Annotated in this window: 5 protein-coding genes, 3 tRNA genes and 1 pseudogene; 8 read left to right on the top strand and 1 reads right to left on the bottom strand. The window is 36.5% G+C overall.

Translation table 11 applies throughout. The features are described from left to right. Positions 1-96 precede the first annotated feature (96 nt). The 5 genes and pseudogenes from EO113_RS03715 (at position 97) to EO113_RS03695 (ending at position 4,142) form a co-directional block, all read left to right on the top strand. Positions 97-173: transfer RNA gene (locus EO113_RS03715), tRNA-Pro, on the top strand. Positions 174-184: 11 nt separating this feature from the next. Then, positions 185-258, top strand: a tRNA-Gly gene (locus EO113_RS03710). A gap of 105 nt (positions 259-363) precedes the next feature. Next, a tRNA-Arg gene (locus EO113_RS03705) sits at positions 364-440 on the top strand. A 427-nt stretch (positions 441-867) separates the two neighbouring features. Further along, positions 868-1,277, top strand: a pseudogene (locus EO113_RS08195) (sigma-70 family RNA polymerase sigma factor). Between the two features lie 141 nt (positions 1,278-1,418). Then, positions 1,419-4,142 carry an ATP-dependent RecD-like DNA helicase gene (locus EO113_RS03695; RefSeq protein ID WP_127135584.1) on the top strand — a complete coding sequence of 908 codons (2,724 nt, stop codon included), beginning with the start codon at positions 1,419-1,421 and terminating at the stop codon, positions 4,140-4,142. Between the two features lie 887 nt (positions 4,143-5,029). Here the strand turns inward: EO113_RS03695 and EO113_RS08310 are convergent. Beyond that, positions 5,030-5,197, bottom strand: a complete 168-nt coding sequence (locus EO113_RS08310) for a hypothetical protein (protein ID WP_370466857.1) — start codon at positions 5,195-5,197, stop codon at positions 5,030-5,032. 160 nt (positions 5,198-5,357) lie between these two features. Here EO113_RS08310 and EO113_RS08235 point away from each other — a divergent pair, with 160 nt between their 5' ends. From EO113_RS08235 to EO113_RS03680, 3 genes are all read left to right on the top strand, one after another. Continuing rightward, entirely contained in the window at positions 5,358-5,894 is a 537-nt protein-coding gene (locus tag EO113_RS08235; RefSeq protein WP_240633659.1) for a helix-turn-helix domain-containing protein, read from the top strand. A 53-nt stretch (positions 5,895-5,947) separates the two neighbouring features. After that, complete coding sequence (locus tag EO113_RS08230) at positions 5,948-6,307, top strand: integrase core domain-containing protein (protein ID WP_370466833.1); 360 nt, start codon at positions 5,948-5,950, stop codon at positions 6,305-6,307. 1,057 nt (positions 6,308-7,364) lie between these two features. Beyond that, positions 7,365-23,465, top strand: a complete 16,101-nt coding sequence (locus tag EO113_RS03680; protein WP_127135583.1) for a YadA-like family protein — start codon at positions 7,365-7,367, stop codon at positions 23,463-23,465. Positions 23,466-23,885 lie beyond the last annotated feature (420 nt).

Genomic DNA, 23,885 nt, shown 5'->3' with positions numbered 1-23,885 from the left:
TATTATATATTTGTTGTTACAGCAAGTAGCAAACGGTAGTGAAACAGTGTTTCCCAAGGACAGTTAAGATGAATCACTACTATGGATAGAAGATATCGGGGCATAGCGCAGTTTGGTAGCGCACCTGGCTTGGGACCAGGGGGTCGCAGGTTCGAATCCTGCTGCTCCGACCATTTTCTTATGTGCGGGTGTAGCTCAATGGTAGAGCCCCAGCCTTCCAAGCTGGTTGCGAGGGTTCGATTCCCTTCACCCGCTCCACTTATACATGTGATTGTATTCAATACGCTCCCATACAGAGACAATGTCTATGTGATGGGTTATTTTATTATGTATGGGTAATTGGATATGATTGTAATTACATATGGTTCAGTAGCTCAGTTGGATAGAGCAACGGCCTTCTAAGCCGTGGGTCGGGGGTTCGAATCCCTCCTGGATCACCAGTACTAAGGATTCTACTTGATGTAGGATCCTTTTTGTGTGGCAGGGATGCTATCGCTAAGACCTTCGCGTCGCCTATGGCTCCTAAAGGTCTAAGCTTGCCGCTATCCCTCCTGGATCACCAAGTAAATAGGCGGATAGTTCAGATTGAGTTATCCGCTTTTTGTGAAATTTAGTAGTTTTTTTAGGCTCTATACTAAATGTTGGGGCTACTCATATAAGAGCAGTCGCCAACATTTAGTATAGAGCCATTATTCATTTAGAAAAATTCATAGACCTTTTTGATACTTATAATTATCAAAAAAACTTGAATTTTAAATGCATTGAAATAATAGATTTTTCTTATTTGATGGGACTCGGTGTGTCATCATGCTGTAGTCATCCTTTTTGCTTTCAAACAAGATTTTGAAACGAAAAGGAGGACGAAAAATGAATAAAGAATATTTCTTGTTTGTAAAAGGAAAGAAGATCAAAGTTAGTGAAGAGATTTATAAAGTCTATTGGCGAGAAAAAATCACGAGAGTTACTTGAAGAAGATAGATCGAAAAAATCATCTGCTTTTATTTTCTTCTTTTGATCATGCTGGAAATTTTGAAGATAGCATAGTTGATGAAGGATTCGATGTAGATAAGATTGTTCAGATACAAATGATGATAGAGGTAGTACGAGATGCACTATCAAAATTAAATAATGAAGAAAGAGGAATTATTGATAGACTTTATTTCAATGATGAAACTATTCGCTAATTGGCTGATACGAAAAAATCTCATCCAGCTCTCATAAAGAGAAGAAATAAGATATTGGACAAGTTAAGAGAATTGCTGAAAGACTTTAGATAGTTTTAAGATGAAGGCGTAGGTAGAGTAAAATTTACCTGCTTTTTTTGAAAGTATGACTATAGTTTGGATATATTTGATATAATAAATAGAAGATATAGTTGCGATTATAAATGTTTTAGATATGGATTGGGGGGGAGTTAATTGTTAAGTAAAATTGATTCGGAAATATATAATTTAGATGATGCTATTTGTAGACATATTGATAACATAAGTAGGGATTCAAGAGGCGCGGTATCACAAGATGTATTATCAGACTTGAGACATTATGTAGAGCATATAATGTTTAAAATATATGATAATGGTAGAAATTTGGAAGTTACATACGATAATATTCAAAACGCTATAAGATATATTTTTAGTACTGGAAAATATAAGTTGCTAAAAAATTTTCATAAAATGTTGCTAATTGTAGTGTCTCATTATAAGCCTACTGAAGAAAATTCAGAAAGGTTGATGCTGAAATACTATGAATATCTTTTTATAATAAGAACTATAATGAGTAAAGACTATAGTTTGAATTTACTTCATAATTTAGAAAAATTTCCACTAAATATGGATCCTAAACTCATGGAGTATTATCAAAAAATTGCAAATGAAGTTGACAAATATAAGTGTATAATTTCAGAAAATGCTGATAGATTTTACATTCATAAGATAAAACCTTTCTTTATGAATAAAAGCATTTATTACGAAGTGACTTTTTCACCGGCTAATGATTATAGTAGTAAGACAGATAGAGTTATTGCATTTACAAAAATACCAATAGAGTCAAATTATGCGTCTAAAATGAATTTTATTAATACAAGCATTGAAATAATGGAACACAAAATGCCTATTTTAATAATAGTTGGATGGCAAATTTCAATTCGAGAATGCGAGTTTAAAAATTTCATGAAGTTAGTTGAAGGAAAGCAAACCCAAGGTGGTTATTCAGAGAGAATGGCTCTTTGTTCATTTATGACAAAATCTAAGTTGAATCTTTTAGATATTGTATCATTAAAGAAAATGGAATATAATTTGATTAAGGAACAATTAACAGGTAGAGCTAAAGTTACAAATTTTTTTAATGTGCTAGATACTTGTAGAGAGATAATCAATAGTGACAGTAATGGGAAAAATATTCTTAGATATCTTTTATTTACTATGAATAATACTATTATTAAAAATCAATATGAAGCAGTAGCAAACTCAAAGCTTTCAAATTTATTCTTAAAAAACGGAGTAATACCGTTTGATAGTATTCCATTCACTTTTTCTCCAATAAAACATAATCCTCCATTTAATATTTTGATTAATTGTTTTGAAGCAGATGAACATAAATCAGAGTTGCTTGCAAGATGCGTGAAAAATAATACAGAGTGTAATGGTGATTTATTTACAAGTTTAAAAGATATTGATGAATCCGGTGAGACTATAAAAAAATTAATAGACGATTATAATGAAAAATTGTGGTATGGTCATAGACCTAGTAATGAATTAAAAATAGATAAAGGACAAATATTCATACAAAAATATGTTAAAGACTGTAGATTTATTATTGATAGATTGGAAAAATTATCTGAACAAGGGATTTCTAATTATACAAATTCTGCAAGTGCATGGCTTAATGAAGAAAATAATGGAGTGGATTGCGAAGAAAAAAAAGAAGTAATTAAAAATATGTTTGCTAATTCTACTGTTGCAATATTATATGGTGCAGCTGGCACTGGAAAATCAACATTAATCAATCATGTGTCATACTTCTTTTCGGATAAAGATAAATTGTTTCTAGCTCAAACAAATCCAGCGATTGATAATCTAAAAAGAAAAGTAAATGCTTCCAACTGTGAGTTTATGACAATAAAAAAATTTATTTTAAATAATAGAATATCGACTGAATATGATATTTTGATAATTGATGAATGCAGTACAGTTAGTAATTCAGACATGAGAAAATTGCTTGAAAAAGCAACATTTAAACTTTTGATTTTGGTAGGAGATACTTACCAGATTGAATCAATAAGATTTGGAAATTGGTTTAATATTGCACGACAATTTATTCCTGAAACATCATTATCAGAATTAACAAAACCTTATAGAAGTAATGATTCTAAATTACTAGAATTATGGAATAGAGTAAGAAAAATGGATGATAACGTATTAGAGTTACTCACTAAACAAAAATATTCAAATAAATTAGATGACTCTGTTTTTCAAGCATCTAATAAAGATGAGATTATCTTATGTTTGAATTATGATGGATTGTATGGAATTAACAACATTAATCGATTTTTACAAGAAAGCAATCGATCTAAATCTGTTTTATGGGGAATACAAACATTTAAAGTTGGTGATCCAATATTATTTCATGACTCAGATAGATTTAGTCCTGTAATTTATAATAATATGAAGGGACGAATTTTAAACGTATCGATTTTTTCGGATGGTAATGCAGACGAGAGAATAGAATTTGATGTGGAACTTGATAAAGTTATTAATGGTATGGATGTAATTGATGGAGAATTTGAATTGTTAGAACATGATGTTTATGAAGAAGCTAATAACTCAGTAATCAGATTTAGTGTGTATAAAAATAAGAATACCGATGCGGATGATTTTGATTTAAGAACAATTGTTCCCTTTCAAGTTTCATATGCGGTATCAATTCATAAAGCTCAAGGGTTAGAATATAATTCAGTAAAAATAGTAATTACAAACGAAGTTGATGAAATGATAACACATAATATTTTCTATACGGCTATTACAAGAGCAAAATCACAGTTAAAAATATATTGGTCTCCAGAAGTGGAAAATAAAATATTATCAACTATTAAGCCAAAAGATAATAATAAAGATGTGAATCTATTGTATAAAGTTGAATTATAACGATTAGCAGAGGAAATTGAAATGGATATAAAGTTAAACGAGATTCTTGAGTTAAAAACAAAAGAAATTGAGAATAGTAGAATAGAATTGAGTATGATAGAAGGGGCAGGAGGATAGCTTACATTGATAAATGTCTAACCCGTGAGCAATCCATTAAAGATAGTGGCATATCGGAATGTTCATAGTGGGGTTGATATGGTAATAAAAAACTTTAATGTTGGGCAGACTATATTCAGTTTTTTGAAAATGTCAAATGATGAATGGCTGGTTGAATCTGCGGCTGAGATTTTAGACGTTCCTTGCAACAGTAGGTCAAATGTGAAAATTTTCTTAAATTGCAAGTAGAAATTGAACACTTTGATATAAATAATTTAACATCTTAAAAGAAACTTAGCATAATAGCTTCGATATTTCTTCCATGAACATTTCCCCTGGTGTTTTGTATCCAAGGATTTTTCGTGGTAATTGATTTATTCAGTTGTGTGTAACTTTCAGCCTTTCTACAGAAAGATCACTCAACGCTGTGCCCTTTGGTATAAATCGTATTAACAGTTCATTGTGACGTTCATTTGTACCTCTTTGCCAAGGTGAATTAGGATGAGCAAAGTAGACTGGGCTACGATTATCAATGCTTAACCCCAGATTACTTTTACGAGTACGTTGCATGTACTTGGTTTGTTTTCGCTTGACTATACAAGGAGGGTCAAGGGTAGGTAGAAAGATACCTTCATGCACGTAGTTATACAATGTTTTTGTACATACCATCATATCTGATGTAAATAGCTTCTCCTTACATGCTACACCTACACAAGCATCAATAGAGAATTTATAAAGCCCTTAAATTTTATGTTTTGCTCATTCTAGAAATTCCCTAGCGTTATTAATTTTTAGACGAGAAAAGGATCCTGCTCTGCTTTTTCATATGCTAGTTGTCCTGTTTCGGAAAAATATAGGCTGACTAGTTTATCTTTCTTTATCTGGTCGACCGTACCACGCTTTATTTCATAATAAATAATCGTTCTAGACCGTTGCAGATCAGCAGCAATAGAAGATATTGATGCTCCTAGGCGCAGACGTCTTTCGATGTAAAATCGCTTTTTTAACGAAATGTAAGGGTATAATACATTTGTGACAAAAAAATAAAAAAATAAGAAGGCTCTCTGTTATAATGAAAGTTGCTAAACCGAATCATTATTTCAAAGGAGAGGCCTTCTTATGTCATCTATTATAACTGAAGAATTACGTTTTCGTAAACTAATTTGTGAATATGCTATTAAACATAAAAACAATGCTGAAGCAGCTAGACGGTATCATACAAGTAGACAACAAGTACAACGTTGGGTAAAACGCTATGATAGAACGATTGAATCCTTACGCTTAAAGAGCCGTAGACCTCACTCACATCCAAATCAACATACAACAGATGAGTTATCCCTAATTAAGCGTGTATACTCGAAATTTAGGCATGAAGGGTTGGCACAAGTATATACGGAAGCTAAGAAGCGCGGATATACTCGCTCCTATGGATCGATGTGCTGTCAAATACGCAGGCATATGCCTAAGACAAAGGAATCTAAACAATATTATAAAAGCAAGTGGAAGCCTGATGTGGTTACATATCCAGGTGAAAAAGTTCAAGTTGATATTAAATATGTACCTAATGAGTGCTTGCTATTTAATACTAATGGCATTAAATACTACCAAATTACAGCTATAGATGAATACTCTAGGAAACGTATCTATCCATTGTAGACGAGAAGAGTGTAACTAATACGAGTAGATTCTTAGTAAATTTGGAGGCTCGGATGGGCTTTAAAATACATATGATACAGACAGATAATGGACGAGAGTTTACTAATTATGGTCTTAAGGAACGAGAGTGTTTGTTTGATCGCGTATTACGTAAATTAGGGATAAACCATAAGCTAATACGCCCATTTTCTCCATGGCAAAATGGAAAGGTAGAGCGAAGCCATAAGGTTGATGGGGAGAGATTCTATACTAGAAAGTTTAGGAGCTTTAACGCTTTCTTAAAAGCACACCAACGATATGCAAGTAGATATAATAACATAGCACAGAAAGTATTGGGGTTTAAATCACCCAATGAATATATAGCAGAGTACTTCTTGAATAAAACTTTAGGATGTTGTGTCACAAATGTTTGACTACTATAGAGAAAATGCAGTATACTCTATAAATAATAAGTTGACTGAATATAGTAATTCTGATATTATAATAGATACTTAGATATGGCTCTTAAGAGCTCTTGGTGATGGAGGCATCGCCTACTGAAAAAGGACAACACTATGTGTTGTCCTTTTTTGGATTCTAAATTCTCTGATTTATGAACATACCTAACGCAAAGAGGTCTGCTAACCTCAACATGTTAGGCGTCATCATATTCCCAAATTTTGAGATGAGCCTAACGCCGTACACACGTTGATGGCTCTTCTTATCTGTATCTGTAGTATAGTATAAGAAAAAATACTACTCTATTTCCGTGGCGAATAAGCCTAGAGGATTCTATTGTTGAGATATCTAGGATGCTTATGACGCAGTCATGAACTTTGACTTTGACGGTATTGGCAAAACTTGGTGAATGAAAAGAAACAGGTGTCCAAGATAGTTGAAATTTTTGTATTTGAAGATGGTTTGGTAGTTTTGTATTGAGTTTTTATGCAAAGTAAGTAATATGTTCTTGTTTTGGTACAGTTAAGCTTATAGAGGCATATATATGTAATTAGAATAATTGAGAAATAGAATTACCTATAAAAGTAGGAGGAAAAAATATATCTATTTCCAATTAATTCGATATGGTTATGTAGTTTTACTATATTTGTACAAGAGTAGATGCAAAAAATATTGGTACATTGATATTTTTAGATGCAAATTTGGCTAAAGAGAATAAATTTTGTAAAAAAAACTATTCCAATGTGCACCGAATTAGTATATAATAGAATGGAAAAATTATTTTTTTAATAAAGTAGTTTGTGTTAGGCTTTTAGTGTGAAAAGAGAGACTGGAGGAGGTGTCCCCAAAGGATGGTGTGTAAATATATATAAAATAATAATGAATGTTTATCTATTTTAATAAGTTGATTATGAAATACGTAAGCATTCAATTTTTTGTGCCATAAATGCTCAGCTTAGCAGTATGTATGGTAAGTGAGCATCACTAGTTTGTTATATAAATATTGTAAACATATGTGTATAGGAGTATAGTATGAACAAAATTTTTAAGGTCATTTGGAGTAAGTCAAAACAATGTTATATTGTTGTATCTGAAATGGCAAAGAACCATTCTGGTAAAAAGAAAATCGTTGTGGCTAGTATCTTGGCAGCTATGGCTGTGGGGTCTGACGCTTTGGTAACGGATGTATCAGCAGCAAGAGCATCAGTATCGTTGGCTGGAGGTAATACTGTAACCGATGGGACTATTGCAATCGGCTCAGGCAGCTATTCTGATGGAACAGCTATTGGAGGCGATGGAGCTAGGAGAGTTGAGCCAGGGATTGCTATTGGTGTAGATGCAAAAGCGCAAGGAAACTCAAATATAGTAATGGGGCAGGGAGCTCAGATCATAGGTCATTCTTTTGGCGTTGCAATTGGACGTACTGCTCAAGCTACAGACGATTATGGGGTAAGTGTAGGATATAATACACAGGCAGACCTTCATGGCATTGCTATGGGTGAACAATCACGAGCTAAGAAAACAGGGGCTACATCATTCGGTGTTAGTTCTCGTGGTTATGGTAATGGTGCCATAGCTGTAGGGTGGCAGTCGTTAGCGGGCGCTAATGTATATAATGAAAATGGTGTGCCCAATAATGATATCAATACTGATAATGGTAAAACTATTAATGATTATGATAAATGGGGCGATGTTGCCATTGGTGTCCGTACTATTGCTACAGGTGGTAATGCTACTGCCTTAGGTCGTGGTGCTACAGCTAGTGCAGCTAATGCTATCGCCATCGGTGGCGGTGATGGTGGTGAACCAACACCTGCAGGTAATACAGCTTCCGATAATAAAGAAAAAACTAAAGCCACAGCAGAAAAAGCAGTAGCCATTGGTTATAAAGCCTTAGCATCTGATAAAAATGCTACATCTATAGGTACAGATGCTCAGGCGACTCAAGCTAGAGCTACAGCTATCGGTTATGAAGTGCGAGCGGTGGGTAAGAATGCAGTTGCCATCGGTTCTAGCGGTGAAAATAGTAGTAGAAAATTAAATTCAGCAGGTGAAAATGCCATTTCTATTGGTACAGCAGCACAAGCTAACAATTTAGGGTCTACAGCGATTGGTAATTTGGCTTTAGCAAGTAGCAACAATGCGGTTGCAATAGGCACATCTGCAGAAGGCACAGGAGCGTCTTCTACAGCAATCGGCCATTTGGTGAAAGCAACGGAGAGTAACGCATTTGCAGCAGGTAGTGAAAGCCTAGCGTCTGGTAAAAACTCTATTAGTATTGGTAGTACATTTAATAATATAACGAATCAATCGACTGGCGAAGCTTCTATTGCCATTGGTGCCGCTGCACAGTCTACAGGCGCTGGATCTGTAGCCTTGGGTAGAAATGTACAGTCTTTGAAGGAATATACTACAGCAGTTGGTATGAATATCAAAGCTAGTGATAATGCTTCTGCTAGTACGATTCTAGGTTATAACTCGTATACAAAAGCTAATCAGTCTGTCAATATTGGTTCTACTGTTAAAACTGAAGCAGGAGGTCAATATTCAACAGCAATTGGTTATACTCTAAGTGTAAGTGGAAAAAATGCTATTGGGATTGGTTCCAGTGATGACGGCATTGCTGATGATAAAAAGTTAATGGCTACAGGTGAAAGCTCCATTGCCATTGGTACAAGAGCACAAGGTAAGGCATCAGGCGCAACAGCTATTGGTAAAGAAGCTGTAGCAAGTCATACTGATGCCATCGCATTGGGTACTTCTGCACAAGGAACGGGAGAAGCCTCTACTGCCATTGGTAATGGTGCGAAAGCCACGAATTCACATGCTTTTGCAGCAGGTGTAGGTGCTAGTGCAGCAGGTAATTCTGCTATCGCAGTGGGTAATAGCGCATCAGCAGCTAAAGATAACTCCGTAGCAATAGGTACTGATACCACAGCATCAGAAATAGAAACAGTGGCGGTAGGTCTACGAGCTTCAGCGCAGGGCAAACGATCTGTTTCTCTTGGTATTGATACAGAATCAACAACAGCAGATGGCGTTTCTGTAGGTTACCTATCAAAATCAAAAGCGTTGGGTGCCGTGGCCATTGGTAGAAATGCAGTAGTTACAGCAGAAAAATCTACTGCTGTTGGCTATGACTTAACAGTTTCAAATTCAGCAAGTACGAATATTGGTTATACATCTACAGTAGCAGCGAACCAAGCGACTAGTGTGGGGGCTCGAAATTCAGTAGAAGCGGGAGCACAATATGGTACTGCGCTAGGATATTTTGTTAATATATCTGGTAAAAATGCGATAGGTATTGGTTCTAGCGATGATAAGCAAAATGTTGTTGCTTCTGCTTATAATTCGGCTGCCATCGGTACATCTGCACAGGCGACAGCATCTAGTGCTATGGCTTTAGGTACTAATGCGAATGCTGCCTTAGCACACTCTGTGGCACTAGGTGAAGGATCTACAACAACAACGGATGATGGTGCCTCTAAAATAGCATATTTAACTAATGAATCTACTAACAATAGTGGTAATGGTGTGATATCTGTTGGTAACAAACGAAATACTTCTGATACAGGTACTATTACACGTCGTATTGTCAGTGTAGCTGGTGGTACTGATGATTTTGATGCGGTCAATGTAAAACAATTAAAAGCATTAGAATCGAAGGAGCGCCATATTAAAGTTAAAACAGGAAATGATGCATATACACCAGATGCGAATGGTAAAATAACGCTAAACTATGTAAATGGTAAAGGCGAGGATGTCCCTAATGAAGTGACAGAGATTAAAGACGTAGCCAAAAAGTCTGATGAATGGACATTGCGAACACAAGATGGAAATACTACGGCAGTGGCTACACCGCAAACAGTGAATGGTTTAACTAAAAAAGCTGTCACTTTAAAAGCAGGCGATAACATTGCTATCGAAAATAACAATGGTGTGGTTACTATCAAAGCTAAGGATGTTGTAAAATCAGTGGCTACTGATAATACGAATGCATTAGATATTTCGAATACTAATGGGGCTGTTAAAATCAACCCTAAATTGGCAAGTTCTGTGAATGCAGCAGGAGAGGCTAATAAATTAGTAACGGCAGGTACTGTAAAAACAGCTCTTGATGATAAAATTGATAAAACAGCTGAGATGCACATCAAATCAGGGGAGTATACAGTAAATACTGATGGTACAGCTTCTTTGATTCAACAAAATGGTAATAACCAAGATCAAAGCACTCGCGTTACGATTAAAGATATTGCTAAAAAATCTGTCGTAGATACATTGCAGTCCGACTATAATACTTTCAGAACAAAAGCGATTACTTTCACCGGCGATGATAATCAAGGGGTAGCTCGTACATTAGATACGACATTAACTGTAAAAGGTGGTGCGAATTACACATCTACCACAACGAATACTAACATTCGTGTGGAAAAAGACGGTACGACTGGATTAGCTGTTAAATTATCTGATAAGTTAACAGGTATGAAAGAAATCTCTGGCACTGGTTCGCAAGATTTAGTAATCAAAAATGGTAATACTACAGTCACTGTAAAAGCTCCAGCTAATGGAGACAAAGGTACAGTGGACTTTGGTAATGCGAAAGTAGTAGCGTCTAATTTAGATGCATCCATTAAATATCGCGCTAACGATGAAGCAGCAGCCAATGCTAAATCTGTTAAATTAGCCGATGGATTTAACTTCGTAGCAAGTAAAGATGCCACGACTACTGCAGAAGGTCCAAAATCTGGCCTTGCTATCAAAGCAGAGGATAATGGCAAAGTTACATTTGGCTTAGATAAAGCGACTCGCAATACTATCGATAATGCAGCAGATAAAAACTTGAGCAATTTAACTCAAGATGGTAAAAATAAAGTTACAGAATTAGCGAAAACAGCAGCACAAGATGCTGTGAAAGTAGCTAATGGTATTAATACCACTGTTGAAAAAGATACAGCAACTGCAGGTGTAACGACCTACAAAGTGAATGCTAACGATACGACTGTGGCTGTAACAGGTGATGGGCTTGCTATTACTGGTGGTGATTTAGGTACAGATAAAGTACGTAAATACTCCTTAGATTTATCTGCAGCTACTAAAGGTAAATTAGCTGCTGTAGGGAATTTAGCAACTAATGTGATTGGTGGAACTACAATTGGTACAGATGGAACTGTAACAGGACCTACTTTCAGTATTACTAAAGCAGATGGTACTGCTGAAAATGCAGGAACTATTAAAGCGGCCATCGAAAAACTAGATGCAGCGAATAAGGGACAAAATACAAAAATCTCTGATACTGCAGATAAAGTAACAAAATTAGCTACAGCATTAGGTGGTGGTGCTAAAGTAGAAAATGGTACTTTCACAGGTCCTACATACAACATCACAAAAGCAGATGGTACAGGTACAGAAACAGCATCTAATGTTGGTGAAGCTATTACTAAATTAGATACTCGTATTACTACAGCTAATGGTGCATTAGTGACTAAAGGCTTAGACTTCACAGGTAATGACACAACTGATGCTGGTAAAGTACATCGTGATTTAGGTACTACTTTGACAATTAAAGGGGCGGAAAACTTCACTCGTGCAGCAACTGAAACAAACAATATCAAAGTTGTTAAAAATGGCGATGCTCTAGATGTGAAATTAGCAGGAAACCTTGCCAATATGAAAGAAATTTCTGGTGATGGTACTAGTGATTTAGTGATCAAAAATGGCGATACAAAAGTAACTGTAAAAGCTCCAACTAATGGAGACAAAGGTACAGTCGACTTTGGTGATGCGAAAGTAATTGCTAAGAACTTAGATGCAAGTATTGCTTATAAAGCAGGTAATGGAGATACTAAGAAAACAGTTAAATTGCAAGATGGATTTAACTTCACAGCTGCTACAGATACAGCAGCAGATACAGATGTACCAAAATCTGGATTAGCAATCACAACAGGTACTAATGGTGTAGTTACATTTGGCTTAGACAAAGCGACTCGTAGCACTATTGATAACGCAGCAGATAAAGACTTAAGCAATATATCTGATACAGGAAAAACTACAGTTAAAGAATTGGCGAAAGGCGCAGCTCAAGATGCTGTGAAAGTAGCAGACGGTATTAATACTACTGTTGAAAAAGATACAGCAACTGCAGGTGTAACGACATATAAAGTAAATGCTAACGATACTACAGTAGCGGTAACAGGTGATGGACTTGCGATTACTGGTGGAGATTTAGGTACAGATAAAGTACGTAAATATTCCTTAGATTTATCTGCAGCTACAAAAGGTAAATTAGCAGCTGTAGGAAATTTAGCTACAAATGTAATCGGTGGCACTACAGTCAATGCAGATGGCACAGTAGTAGGGCCAACTTTCAGTATTACAAAAGCAGATGGCACAAATGAAACGGCAAATACCTTAAAAGATGCTATTGATAAGTTGAACGCTACAAATGCTGGACAAAATACAAAAATCTCTGAAACAGCAGGAAAAGTAACAACTTTAGAAGGAAAAGTAGATGGTATCGTTGAAAAAGGTATGGTATTTGCTGGTGATGATGCAACAGCAGATAAAGTAACTCGTAAATTAGGAGAAACTTTAAACATCCACGGTCAAAATAATATTACTGTGAAAAAAGATGGTACTGCAGCAGATACATTAAATGTAAAACTTGCTAGTGAATTGAAAAATATCACATCTATCAGCAGTGGAAATGGTACAACAGGCTCTACAGTTACATTAGGTGCAGATGGTGTATCTATCGCTAATACGAAAGATGGAGCTACTAAAACTGTTACAATCGGTAAAGATGGTATCAATGCTGGTGGTATGAAAATCACTAATGTAGGAGAAGCTAAAGCTGAAGGCGATGCAGCAAATAAAAAATATGTAGATGATGCAATTTCTAATTTAGGAAATATTGTATCTGGTAATGCTACCTTAAACTTTGCTGGTAATGTAACAAAAAATGCACAAGATCAAGCAACTGAAAAAGTAGGGTTATCCTTGGCAACAGGTACATTACATGTGAATGGTGCTGAAAACGAAATCACTACGACAGCAAAAGGAGATACAATTACAGTTGGATTAGCTGAAACTGTAAAAGCTCAATTAGCAAAAGTAGGTGATACATCTTCTAATGGTCGTGATGGCAAAGCTGGTACATCTGGTGCACAAGGCTTAACTGGTAAAGACGGCTTAAATGACAAAACTTTAACAGATAAAGTAAATGCATTACGTAACGGCGAAGCTGGATCTGTGGTATATACAGATGAAAATGGTGCACGTTTAGTAAAAGCTAAAGATGGAGAATACTATAAAGCTGCAGATGTAGATGCAACAGGTAATGTATTGAATGGTGCAACAAAAGCTACTAGTGTAGAAGCTCGTGTGGTGAACCCAGATGGTACAACAACAGGTGGCACAACTAAATTGTCCAACATTGCAGATGGCAAAGTAGCAGCAGATTCCAAAGACGCTGTGAACGGTGGTCAATTACATACTGCTAAATCTGAAATTGGTGCTATCATCGGTGGCACAACAATTAATGAAAATGGCAAAATTACAGGACCAACTTTCAGCATTACTAATGAAGCTGGTACTGCTGAAAATGCTGGAACTATTAAAGAGGCCATCGAAAAACTAGATGCAGCGAATAAAGGACAAAATACTAAGATTTCTGAAAATACAGAAAAACTAACAAAATTAGGTGAAACGGTTACTACCAATTACAATGATTTGTCTAAAAAAATCACTGATGGTGCTACGAATATAACTAATACACTTACTACCAAAGGCTTAGATTTCACTGGTAATGACATAACTGATGCTGGTAAATTACATCGTGATTTAGGTACTACTTTGACAATCAAGGGAACTGAAAACTTCACTCGTGCAGCAACTGAGAACAACATCAAAGTTGTTAAAAATGGCGATGCTCTTGATGTGAAATTAGCAGAAAACCTTGTCAAGATGAAAGAAATCTCTGGTGATGGTACTAGTGATTTGGTGATCAAAAATGGCGATACAAAAGTAACTGTAAAAGCTCCAACTAATGGAGAGAAAGGTACAGTCGACTTTGGTGATGCAAAAGTAATTGCTAAAAATTTAGATACAAGTATTGCTTATAAATCAAATCAAGACACTGCTAAGAAAACAGTTAAATTGCAAGATGGATTTAACTTCACAGCAGCTACAGACACTACTACCACTGCAGAAGGTCCTAAATCTGGTTTAGCAATCACAACAGGCGATAATGGTGTAGTTACATTTGGTTTAGATAAAGCGACTCGTAGCACTATTGATAATGCTGCAGATAAAAACTTAAGCAATTTATCTGATGCTGGTAAAGACAAAGTCAAAGAATTAGCAAAAGGTGCAGCACAAGATGCTGTGAAAGTAGCAGATGGTATTAATACAACTGTTGAAAAAGATACAGCAACTGCAGGCGTAACTACGTATAAAGTAAATGCTAACGATACAACAGTAGCAGTTACAGGAGATGGACTTGCGATTAAAGGTGGAGATTTAGGTACAGATAAAGTACGTAAATATTCCTTAGATTTATCTGATACAGTAAAAGCAAAATTAAATGCTATTAACAATGTTGGTGATACAGCCTCTAACGGTCGTGACGGTGTAAATGGCACATCTGGTGCGAAAGGCTTAACTGGTAAAGATGGCTTAAATGGCAAAACGTTAACAGATAAAGTAAATGCATTACGTAACGGCGAAGCTGGATCTGTAGTGTATACAGATGAAAATGGCGCACGTTTAGTAAAAGCTAAAGATGGACAGTATTACAAAGCAACTGATGTAGATGCAACTGGTAATGTATTGAATAATGCAAATCCAGCTACCACTGTGGAAGCTCGTGTGGTAAATCCTAATGGAGAAACTACAGCTCCTACTAAATTATCCAACATCGCTGATGGTAAAGTAGCAGCTAATTCTAAAGATGCTGTGAACGGCGGTCAATTGAACACTGTTAAATCTGATTTAGCCACAGCCTTAGGTGGTGGTGCTAAAGTAGAAAACGGTGTATTCACAGGCCCTACGTACAACATCACTAAAGATGATGGTAGCAATACAACAGAAGCTGTGAACAATGTAGGGGATGCGATTTCTAAATTAGATGGTCGTATCAATAATGCGAACACTGTCCTTGGCAATAAAGGCTTAGATTTCTATGGCAATAAAGATGCTGCTGATACAGATAAAGTACATCGCAATCTTGGTGAAGCTTTAAAAGTGAAAGGTGCAGAAAACTTCACTCGTGAAGCTAATGCTAAGAATAATATTGATGTAGTGAAAAATACTGCAGGTGATGGTTTTGATGTGAAATTAGCAGAAAACCTTGGTAACATCAAATCTATTAGTAATGCTACTGGAGCAGGTAAACCAGGCTCTACCATTACTTTAGGAGCAGATGGTGTATCTATCGCTAATACTGCAGTAGGTGCAGACGGTGCTACTAAAACTGTTACAATCGGTAAAGATGGCATCAATGCTGGTGGCATGAAAATCACTAATGTAACGAAAGCAGAAGCAGATGGCGATGCAGCAAATAAAAAATATGTAGATGATGCAATTTCTAACTTAGGAAATATTGTATCTGGTAATGCTACATTAAACTTTGCAGGTAATGTGACAAAAGATGCACAAGATAAAGCAACTGAAAAAGTAGGTTTATCCTTAGCAACAGGTACATTACATGTGAATGGTGCTAATAACGAAATCACTACGACAGCAAAAGGAGATACAATTACAGTTGGATTAGCTGAAACTGTAAAAGCTCAATTAGCAAAAGTAGGTGATACATCCTCTAACGGACGTGACGGTAAAGATGGCACATCTGGTGCGAAAGGCTTAACTGGTAAAGACGGCTTAAATGACAAAACGTTAACAGATAAAGTAAATGCCTTACGTAACGGCGAAGCTGGATCTGTAGTATATACAGATGAAAATGGCGCGCGTTTAGTAAAAGCTAAAGATGGAGAATACTATAAAGCAACTGATGTAGATGCAACAGGTAATGTATTGAATGGTGCAACAAAAGCTACTACTGTAGAAGCTCGTGTGGTTAACCCAGATGGTACAACAACTGGTGGTACAACTAAATTGTCCAACATCGCTGATGGAAAAGTAGCAGCAGGTTCCAAAGACGCTGTGAATGGTGGACAATTACATACTACTAAATCTGAAATTGGTGCTATCATCGGTGGCACAACAATTAATGAAAATGGCAAAATTACAGGCCCAACTTTCAGTATTACTAATGCGGCTGGTACTAAAGATGATGTCACTACGATTAAGGATGCTATTGAAAAATTAGATGCTACCAATGCAGCACAAAATACTAAGATTTCTGAAACTACAGAAAAATTAACAAACTTAGGTGACACAGTTACTAACAATTACAATGATTTATCTAAAAAAATCACTGATGGTAGTACGAATATAACTAATACACTTACAACCAAGGGCTTGGATTTCACAGGTAACGATACAACTGCGAAAGTACACCGTGACTTAGGTACTACTTTGACAATCAAAGGTGCAGATAACTTCACTCGTACAGCAACTGAAACAAATAACATCAAAGTGGTTAAAACTGATAATGACCTTGATGTGAAATTAGCAGAAAACCTTGGCAATATTAAATCTATTAGTAATGCTGCAGGAGCAGGTAAACCAGGTTCTACAATTACCTTAGGAGCAGATGGTGTTTCTATCGCTAATACTGCAGCAGGTGCAGATGGAGCAGCTGGCGAAACTAAAACTGTTACAATCGGTAAAGATGGTATCAATGCTGGTGGTATGAAAATCACTAATGTAGCGAAAGCGATAGACAATGGCGATGCAGCGAATAAAGAATATGTGGATGATGCGATTAAGAACTTGAATACAACAGTGACTAATAATGCAAATCTACGTTATGCTGGTGATACTAACGAAGGTGTAGCAGCTGGTGAAGATCACTTGAACTTACCATTGGCCACAGGTACTTTAAAAGTAGCTGGTACTGCTGACCAAATCAAAACTGTAGCTAACAATGGAACGATTACTTTGTCCTTAGCTGAAAAAGTAACAAATAAGTTAGATAAACTTGGTGATACAGCAGCAGATGGACGAGATGGTAAAGCGGCTAATGGACAAGCTGGTGATGCAGGTAATGCTGGTGATAAAGGTGCGACTGGTAAAGACGGCTTAAATGGTACAAACTTAACAGATAAAGTAAATGCATTACGTAACGGCGAAGCTGGATCTGTGGTATACACAGATGAAAATGGTGAACGTCTAGTTAAAGCAAATAACGGTAATTACTATAAAACTACAGATGTAGATAAAACAGGCAATGTAGTAAACAATGCACAACCGGCTACTACTGTAGAAGCTCGTGTGGTTAACCCAGATGGTACGACAACTGGTGGTACAACTAAATTGTCCAACATCGCTGATGGCAAAGTAGCAGCTAATTCCAAAGATGCTGTAAACGGTGGTCAATTACATACTGCTAAATCTGAAATTGGTGCTATCATCGGTGGTACAACAATTAATGAAAATGGCAAAATTACAGGACCAACTTTCAGTATTACTAATGCGGAAGGTACTGCTGAAAATGCTGGAACTATTAAAGAGGCCATCGAAAAACTAGATGCAGCGAACAAGGGACAAAATACAAAAATCTCTGAAACAGCAGGAAAAGTAACAACTTTAGAAGGAAAAGTAGATGGTATCGTTGATAAAGGTATGACTTTCGCTGGTGATGATGCAACAGCAGATAAAGTAACTCGTAAATTAGGAGAAACTTTAAACATCCACGGTCAAAACAATATCACTGTGAAAAAAGATGCTACTGCAGAAGATACATTAAATGTAAAACTTGCTAGTGACTTGAAAAATATTACTTCCATCACTAATGCTGATGCAGACGGAAAACCAGGTAGCAAAATTACCTTAGGCGCAGATGGTGTATCTATCGCTAATACTGTAGCAGGTGCAGATGGAGCAACTGGTGAAACGAAAACTGTAACAATCGGTAAAGATGGTATCAATGCTGGTGGTATGAAAATCACTAATGTAGCGAAAGCGACAGATAATGGCGATGCAGCGAATAAAGAATATGTAGATGATGCGATTAAGAACTTAAATACAACAGTGACTAATAATGCAAATCTACGTTATGCTGGTGATACTAACGAAGGTGCAACAAATGGTGAAGATCACTTGAACTTACCATTGGCCACAGGTACTTTAAAAGTAGCTGGTACAGCTGATCAAATCAAAACTGTGGCTAACAATGGAACTATTACTTTATCCTTAGATGAAAAAGTGACAGACAAATTAGCTAAACTTGGTGATACAGCATCTAATGGTCGTGATGGTAAAGATGGCACATCTGGTGCACAAGGCTTAACTGGCAAAGATGGTTTAAATGATAAAACATTAACAGATAAAGTGAATGCATTGCGTAATGGTGAAGCTGGATCTGTGGTATATACTAATGATGCTGGTGACCGTGTGGTAAAAGCAAAAGATGGTAAATACTATAAAGTTGATGAAGTAAAAGCTGACGGTACTGTAAAAACTGCTGAGGAAAACAAAGGTAAAAAACCAGAAGAAGTGACAACTCCACAAGCTCGTGTGGTAAATCCTAATGGAGAAACTACAGCGCCAACTACCTTGTCCAACATCGCAGATGGCAAAGTAGCCGCAGACTCCAAAGAAGCTGTAAACGGTGGACAATTGAACACTGTTAAATCTGATTTAGCTACAGCATTAGGCGGTGGTGCTAAAGTAGAAAACGGTGTATTCACAGGCCCTACATACAACATCACCAAAGATGATGGTAGCAATACGACAGAAGCAGTAAATAATGTAGGTGATGCGATTTCTAAATTAGATGGTCGTATCAACAATGCGAACACTACACTTGCTACTAAAGGATTAGATTTCACAGGTAACGATACAACAGATGCTGGCAAGGTACACCGTGACTTAGGTACTACTTTGACAATCAAAGGTGCAGAAAACTTCACTCGTACAGATGCTGAAACAAACAACATCAAAGTTGTGAAAAACAACAATGACCTTGATGTGAAATTAGCAGAAAACCTTGGTAATATCAAAGAAATCGCTGGTAATGGCAAAGATAACCTAGTGATTAAAAATGGTGATGCTACCATTACCTTGAAACCTAAAAAAGAGGCAGAAGGTACTAATCCTGCTACACCAGCTACTGTCGATTTTGGCGATACAAAAGTAGTAGCATCTAACTTAGATGCGTCCATCAAATATCGTGCCAACGATGAAGCAGCAACAAATGCTAAATCTGTTAAATTAGCTGATGGCTTTAATTTCGTAGCAAGTACAGATGCTACGATTACTGCAGAAGGTCCTAAATCTGGCTTAGCTATTACCGCAGAAGATAATGGTAAAGTAACGTTTGGCTTAGATAAAGCGACTCGTGAAAAAGTTGACAACGCAGCGGATAAAAACTTAAGTAATTTATCTGATGCTGGTAAAGACAAAGTTAAAGAATTAGCAGGTGAAGCAGCTAAAGCAGCAGTTACCGTAGCAGATGGTATTAACACAACTGTTACAACTGATACAACGACTACTACAGGTGTCACTACATATAAAGTAAATGCTAATGATACAACAGTAGCAGTGAATGCAGATAGCTTAGCTATTGCTGGTGGTGACCTAGATGCTACAACTAAAGTTCGTGCCTACACATTAGACTTATCTGATACAGTAAAAGCAAAATTAAATGCCATTAATAATGTTGGCGATACAGCATCTAATGGTCGTGATGGTGTAAATGGTACATCTGGTGCAACTGGTTTAACTGGTAAAGACGGCTTAAACGACAAAACATTAACTGAAAAAGTGAATGCATTACGTAATGGCGAAGCTGGATCTGTGGTGTACACTAATGATGCTGGCGACCGTGTGGTAAAAGCAAAAGATGGTAAATACTATAAAGCTGATGAAGTAAAAGCTGACGGTACTGTAAAAACTGCTGAGGAAAACAAAGGTAAAAAACCAGAAGAAGTGACAACTCCACAAGCTCGTGTGGTAAATCCTAATGGTGAAACTACAGCGCCAACTACCTTGTCCAACATCGCAGATGGAAAAGTAGCAGCAGATTCTAAAGAAGCTGTGAACGGCGGACAATTGAACACTGTTAAAACTGATCTAGCTACTGCATTAGGTGGTGGTGCTAAAGTAGAAAATGGCACTTTCACAGGACCTACATACAACATCACAAAAGATGATGGTACAGGTACAGAACCAGTTAAGAATGTAGGCGATGCGATTAGTAAATTAGATGGTCGTATCAATAATGCAAACACTGCACTTGCTAATAAAGGATTAGATTTCACAGGTAATGACACAGCAGATGCTGGTAAAGTACATCGTAACTTAGGTGAAACTTTAACAATTAAAGGTGCTGATAACTTCACACGCACAGATGCTGAAACAAACAACATCAAAGTTGTGAAAAATAACAATGATCTTGATGTAAAATTAGCAGAAAACCTTGGCAATATCAAAGAAATCGCTGGTAATGGCAAAGATAACCTAGTGATTAAAAATGGTGATGCTACCATTACCTTGAAACCTAAAAAAGACGCAGAAGGTACTAACCCTGCTACACCAGCTACAGTCGACTTTGGCAATGCGAAAGTAGTAGCCCCTAATTTAGAGGCATCTATCACATATCGTGCTAATAGTGCAGAAGATGCAGAGGCTAAGACTGTAACATTACAAAAAGGCTTGAACTTCGTATCTGGTGATGGTACAGCAGCTACTGCTGAAGCAGCAAAAGCAGGTATCACAATTGCAGCTGATAAAGATGGTAAAGTTGTATTCGGCTTGAATGAAGCAACTCGTAATGCTATCGATAATGCAGCAGATAAAAACTTAAGCAACTTATCTCAAGATGGTAAGGATAAAGTGGCTGATTTAGCAAAAACAGCAGCAAGAGATGCAGTAAAAGTTACAGCTGGTAATAATGTGACTGTAACATCTGAAACAAAAGATGGTAATACAACATACACTGTAAACGGTCGTGATACAACTGTAAAAGCAGCTGATAATGGTAGTGTTTCTGTTACTGGTGGTACCTTAAATGCTAAGGGTGAACGTGAATACACAGTGGATTTAACAGCAGATGCGAAAGCGGAACTGGGTAAGATTTCTGATCTAAATACACGCTTGGGCAGTGCAGAAGGCAAAATCACAACGCTTCAAGGTGATATGACTAAGGCAAAAGATGATATTGCAGCGAATACGAAAGCAATTGATTCTAATAAAGAAGCCATAGCTGCCAATAAAAATGCAATTGCTGACAATGCAAGAGATATTGCAGCTAATAGAAAAGATATCGATACTAATAAACAAGGTATTGCAGAGAATAAAAAACAAATTGGCGAAAATGCAAAAGCGATTGCTAAAAATGCAGAAGATATCAAGAAAAATGTAGAAGATACTAAGAAAAATACCCAAGATATCAAGAAAAATGCAGATGCTATTAAAGCTAACACAGATCGTATTCAAACAGTAGAAAACCGTGTTACTACAGCAGAAGGCAAAATTGCTACTAATGAAAAAGCAATTAAAGACAATGCAGCTACTATTCAATCTAATACAAAAGCAATTGGTGCTAACACAACAGCCATTGCAAAAAATGCGAGTGATATCACAAAAGCAAATAAAGAGATTGAAAGCTTAAAAGGTAATTCTGCAACAAAAGATTTAAACAACCTGACAAATACTGGTAAGGATACAATTACTAATTTGATCAATGTAACAGGTGAACATGGTATTACTGTCACACCAAGTACTGATACAACTACTAGAGTAAAAACTTTCACAGCAAAATTGAATGACACAGTTACATTTGGTTCTGGTGATAAGAAAATTACTGTAGATGGTACAACAGGTACTGTTACAAGCAAAGCAGTAGCAGCTGATACAGTGAAAGCTAATACAGTAAATGCTAAGACAGTTCAATTAGGAGATTCTACAGGAACTAATACAACTGTTACAGCAGATGGTATAGCAGTAACGACTAAGAACCCTGATGGTACTACATCTAAAGTAGAAATCAAAAATGGTACAGTATCTGGTTTGACAAATACGAAGTGGGATCCAGCGAAAGTAGTGACTGAAGCAGATCGCAGTGTGGTGGCAACGCAAGGTCAAGTGAAAGATGTAACGGATACCTTGGCGCGTGGTCGAGTATTTGTAGGTGATACTGGTAGCACAGTGACTGTAGGTTTAGGCGATACGTTGGCTATTAAAGGTGGATCTACTAAAGTATTAACTGATGATAACATTGGTGTAGTATCTACTGAGGCAAAAGATGGTAAACCAGCTACGATGACTGTGAAATTGGCGAAAGATGTGAAAATGAAAGATGGTTCCACATCCTACGACTACTACTTACCTGAAATAAAAACAAATCCAGATGGTTCTAAAGAAATTGTTAAGAATGCAGATGGATCTGTGAAACATCAATTAGGTAAAGATGGTAATCCGATTCGTCTAGTAACAACTACAGTCAATGGCGAAGGTATTACAATTGCACCAGTGAAAGGTTTAGATAAACCGACTGTTTCCTTAACAGCGGATGGTCTAGACAATGGTGGTAATCAAATTCACAATGTAGCAGCAGGTACAGCTAATACGGATGCAGCCACAGTAGGTCAAGTACGTGCAGCAGCACATGCTTTAAATAACCGTGTGAATGAGGCAGGTGCTCATGCAGCGGCATTAGCAGCGATGAATCCATTGAGCTATGATCCTCTTAAAAAATCTCAAGTCATGGCAGGCGTTGGATCCTATAAAGGTAACAAAGCCTTAGCAGTAGGTGTGGCTCATTATGCGAACGAAGATACTCTATTTAATGTAGGTGTTGCCGTTGGCGATGGTAGCAACATGGTCAATGCAGGTGTGACATATCGATTTGGCGGAGAATATAGTGCGGTTCCTGAACGTTACAAAGGCGGTCCAATTTCTTCTGTCTATGTAATGCAAGACGAAGTAAGTGCATTAAAAGCAGAAAATGCTGAAATGAAAGAGCAAATGAAAATGCTTATGGAACGTATTGAAATGTTAGCCAAAAAATAACTCAATAGGAGATAGCTTGTCGCTCTATAAAAGAATGGACATCACGTCGAAAGACGTGGTGTCCATTTTACATGTTAGAAATAGACTACAGTAGTTGATAGTGATTTTTTGTAAAATGATGAAATATGCAATATTGAAAAAAACCGATAAAATGTATATAATTAAAAGTATAAAACATAATAGGATTTTAAAAGCGTTGAAACTCAATGCTTTTGTAATTGCATTTAAAGATTTAACGAAGTGTGCAGTATGGCATAATATAGACTTGGAGTGATAAAAAAAGTTTTGAATATTACAAAAAGTGAATAAAATAATCAAAATTATACTAGTACTTTTAGTAAAGATATGTATAATAAGAAGTAGATAATGTATTTCTTTATAATAAAATTTAAGATTGAAACATGTAAAAGTGATATGTTA

The sequence above is a fragment of the Veillonella sp. 3913 genome (assembly GCF_003992235.1).
Lineage (GTDB): Bacteria > Bacillota > Negativicutes > Veillonellales > Veillonellaceae > F0422.
Note: the sequence above shows the minus strand (reverse complement) of the source record. Positions and strands in the feature narration are given on the sequence as shown.

Excerpts from the sequence above, each read along its gene's own strand:
- EO113_RS08235 (WP_240633659.1), top strand. The coding sequence starts at position 5,358 with ATGTCATCTATTATAACTGAAGAATTACGTTTTCGTAAACTAATTTGT.
- EO113_RS08230 (WP_370466833.1), top strand. The coding sequence starts at position 5,948 with ATGGGCTTTAAAATACATATGATACAGACAGATAATGGACGAGAGTTT.
- EO113_RS03680 (WP_127135583.1), top strand. The coding sequence starts at position 7,365 with ATGAACAAAATTTTTAAGGTCATTTGGAGTAAGTCAAAACAATGTTAT.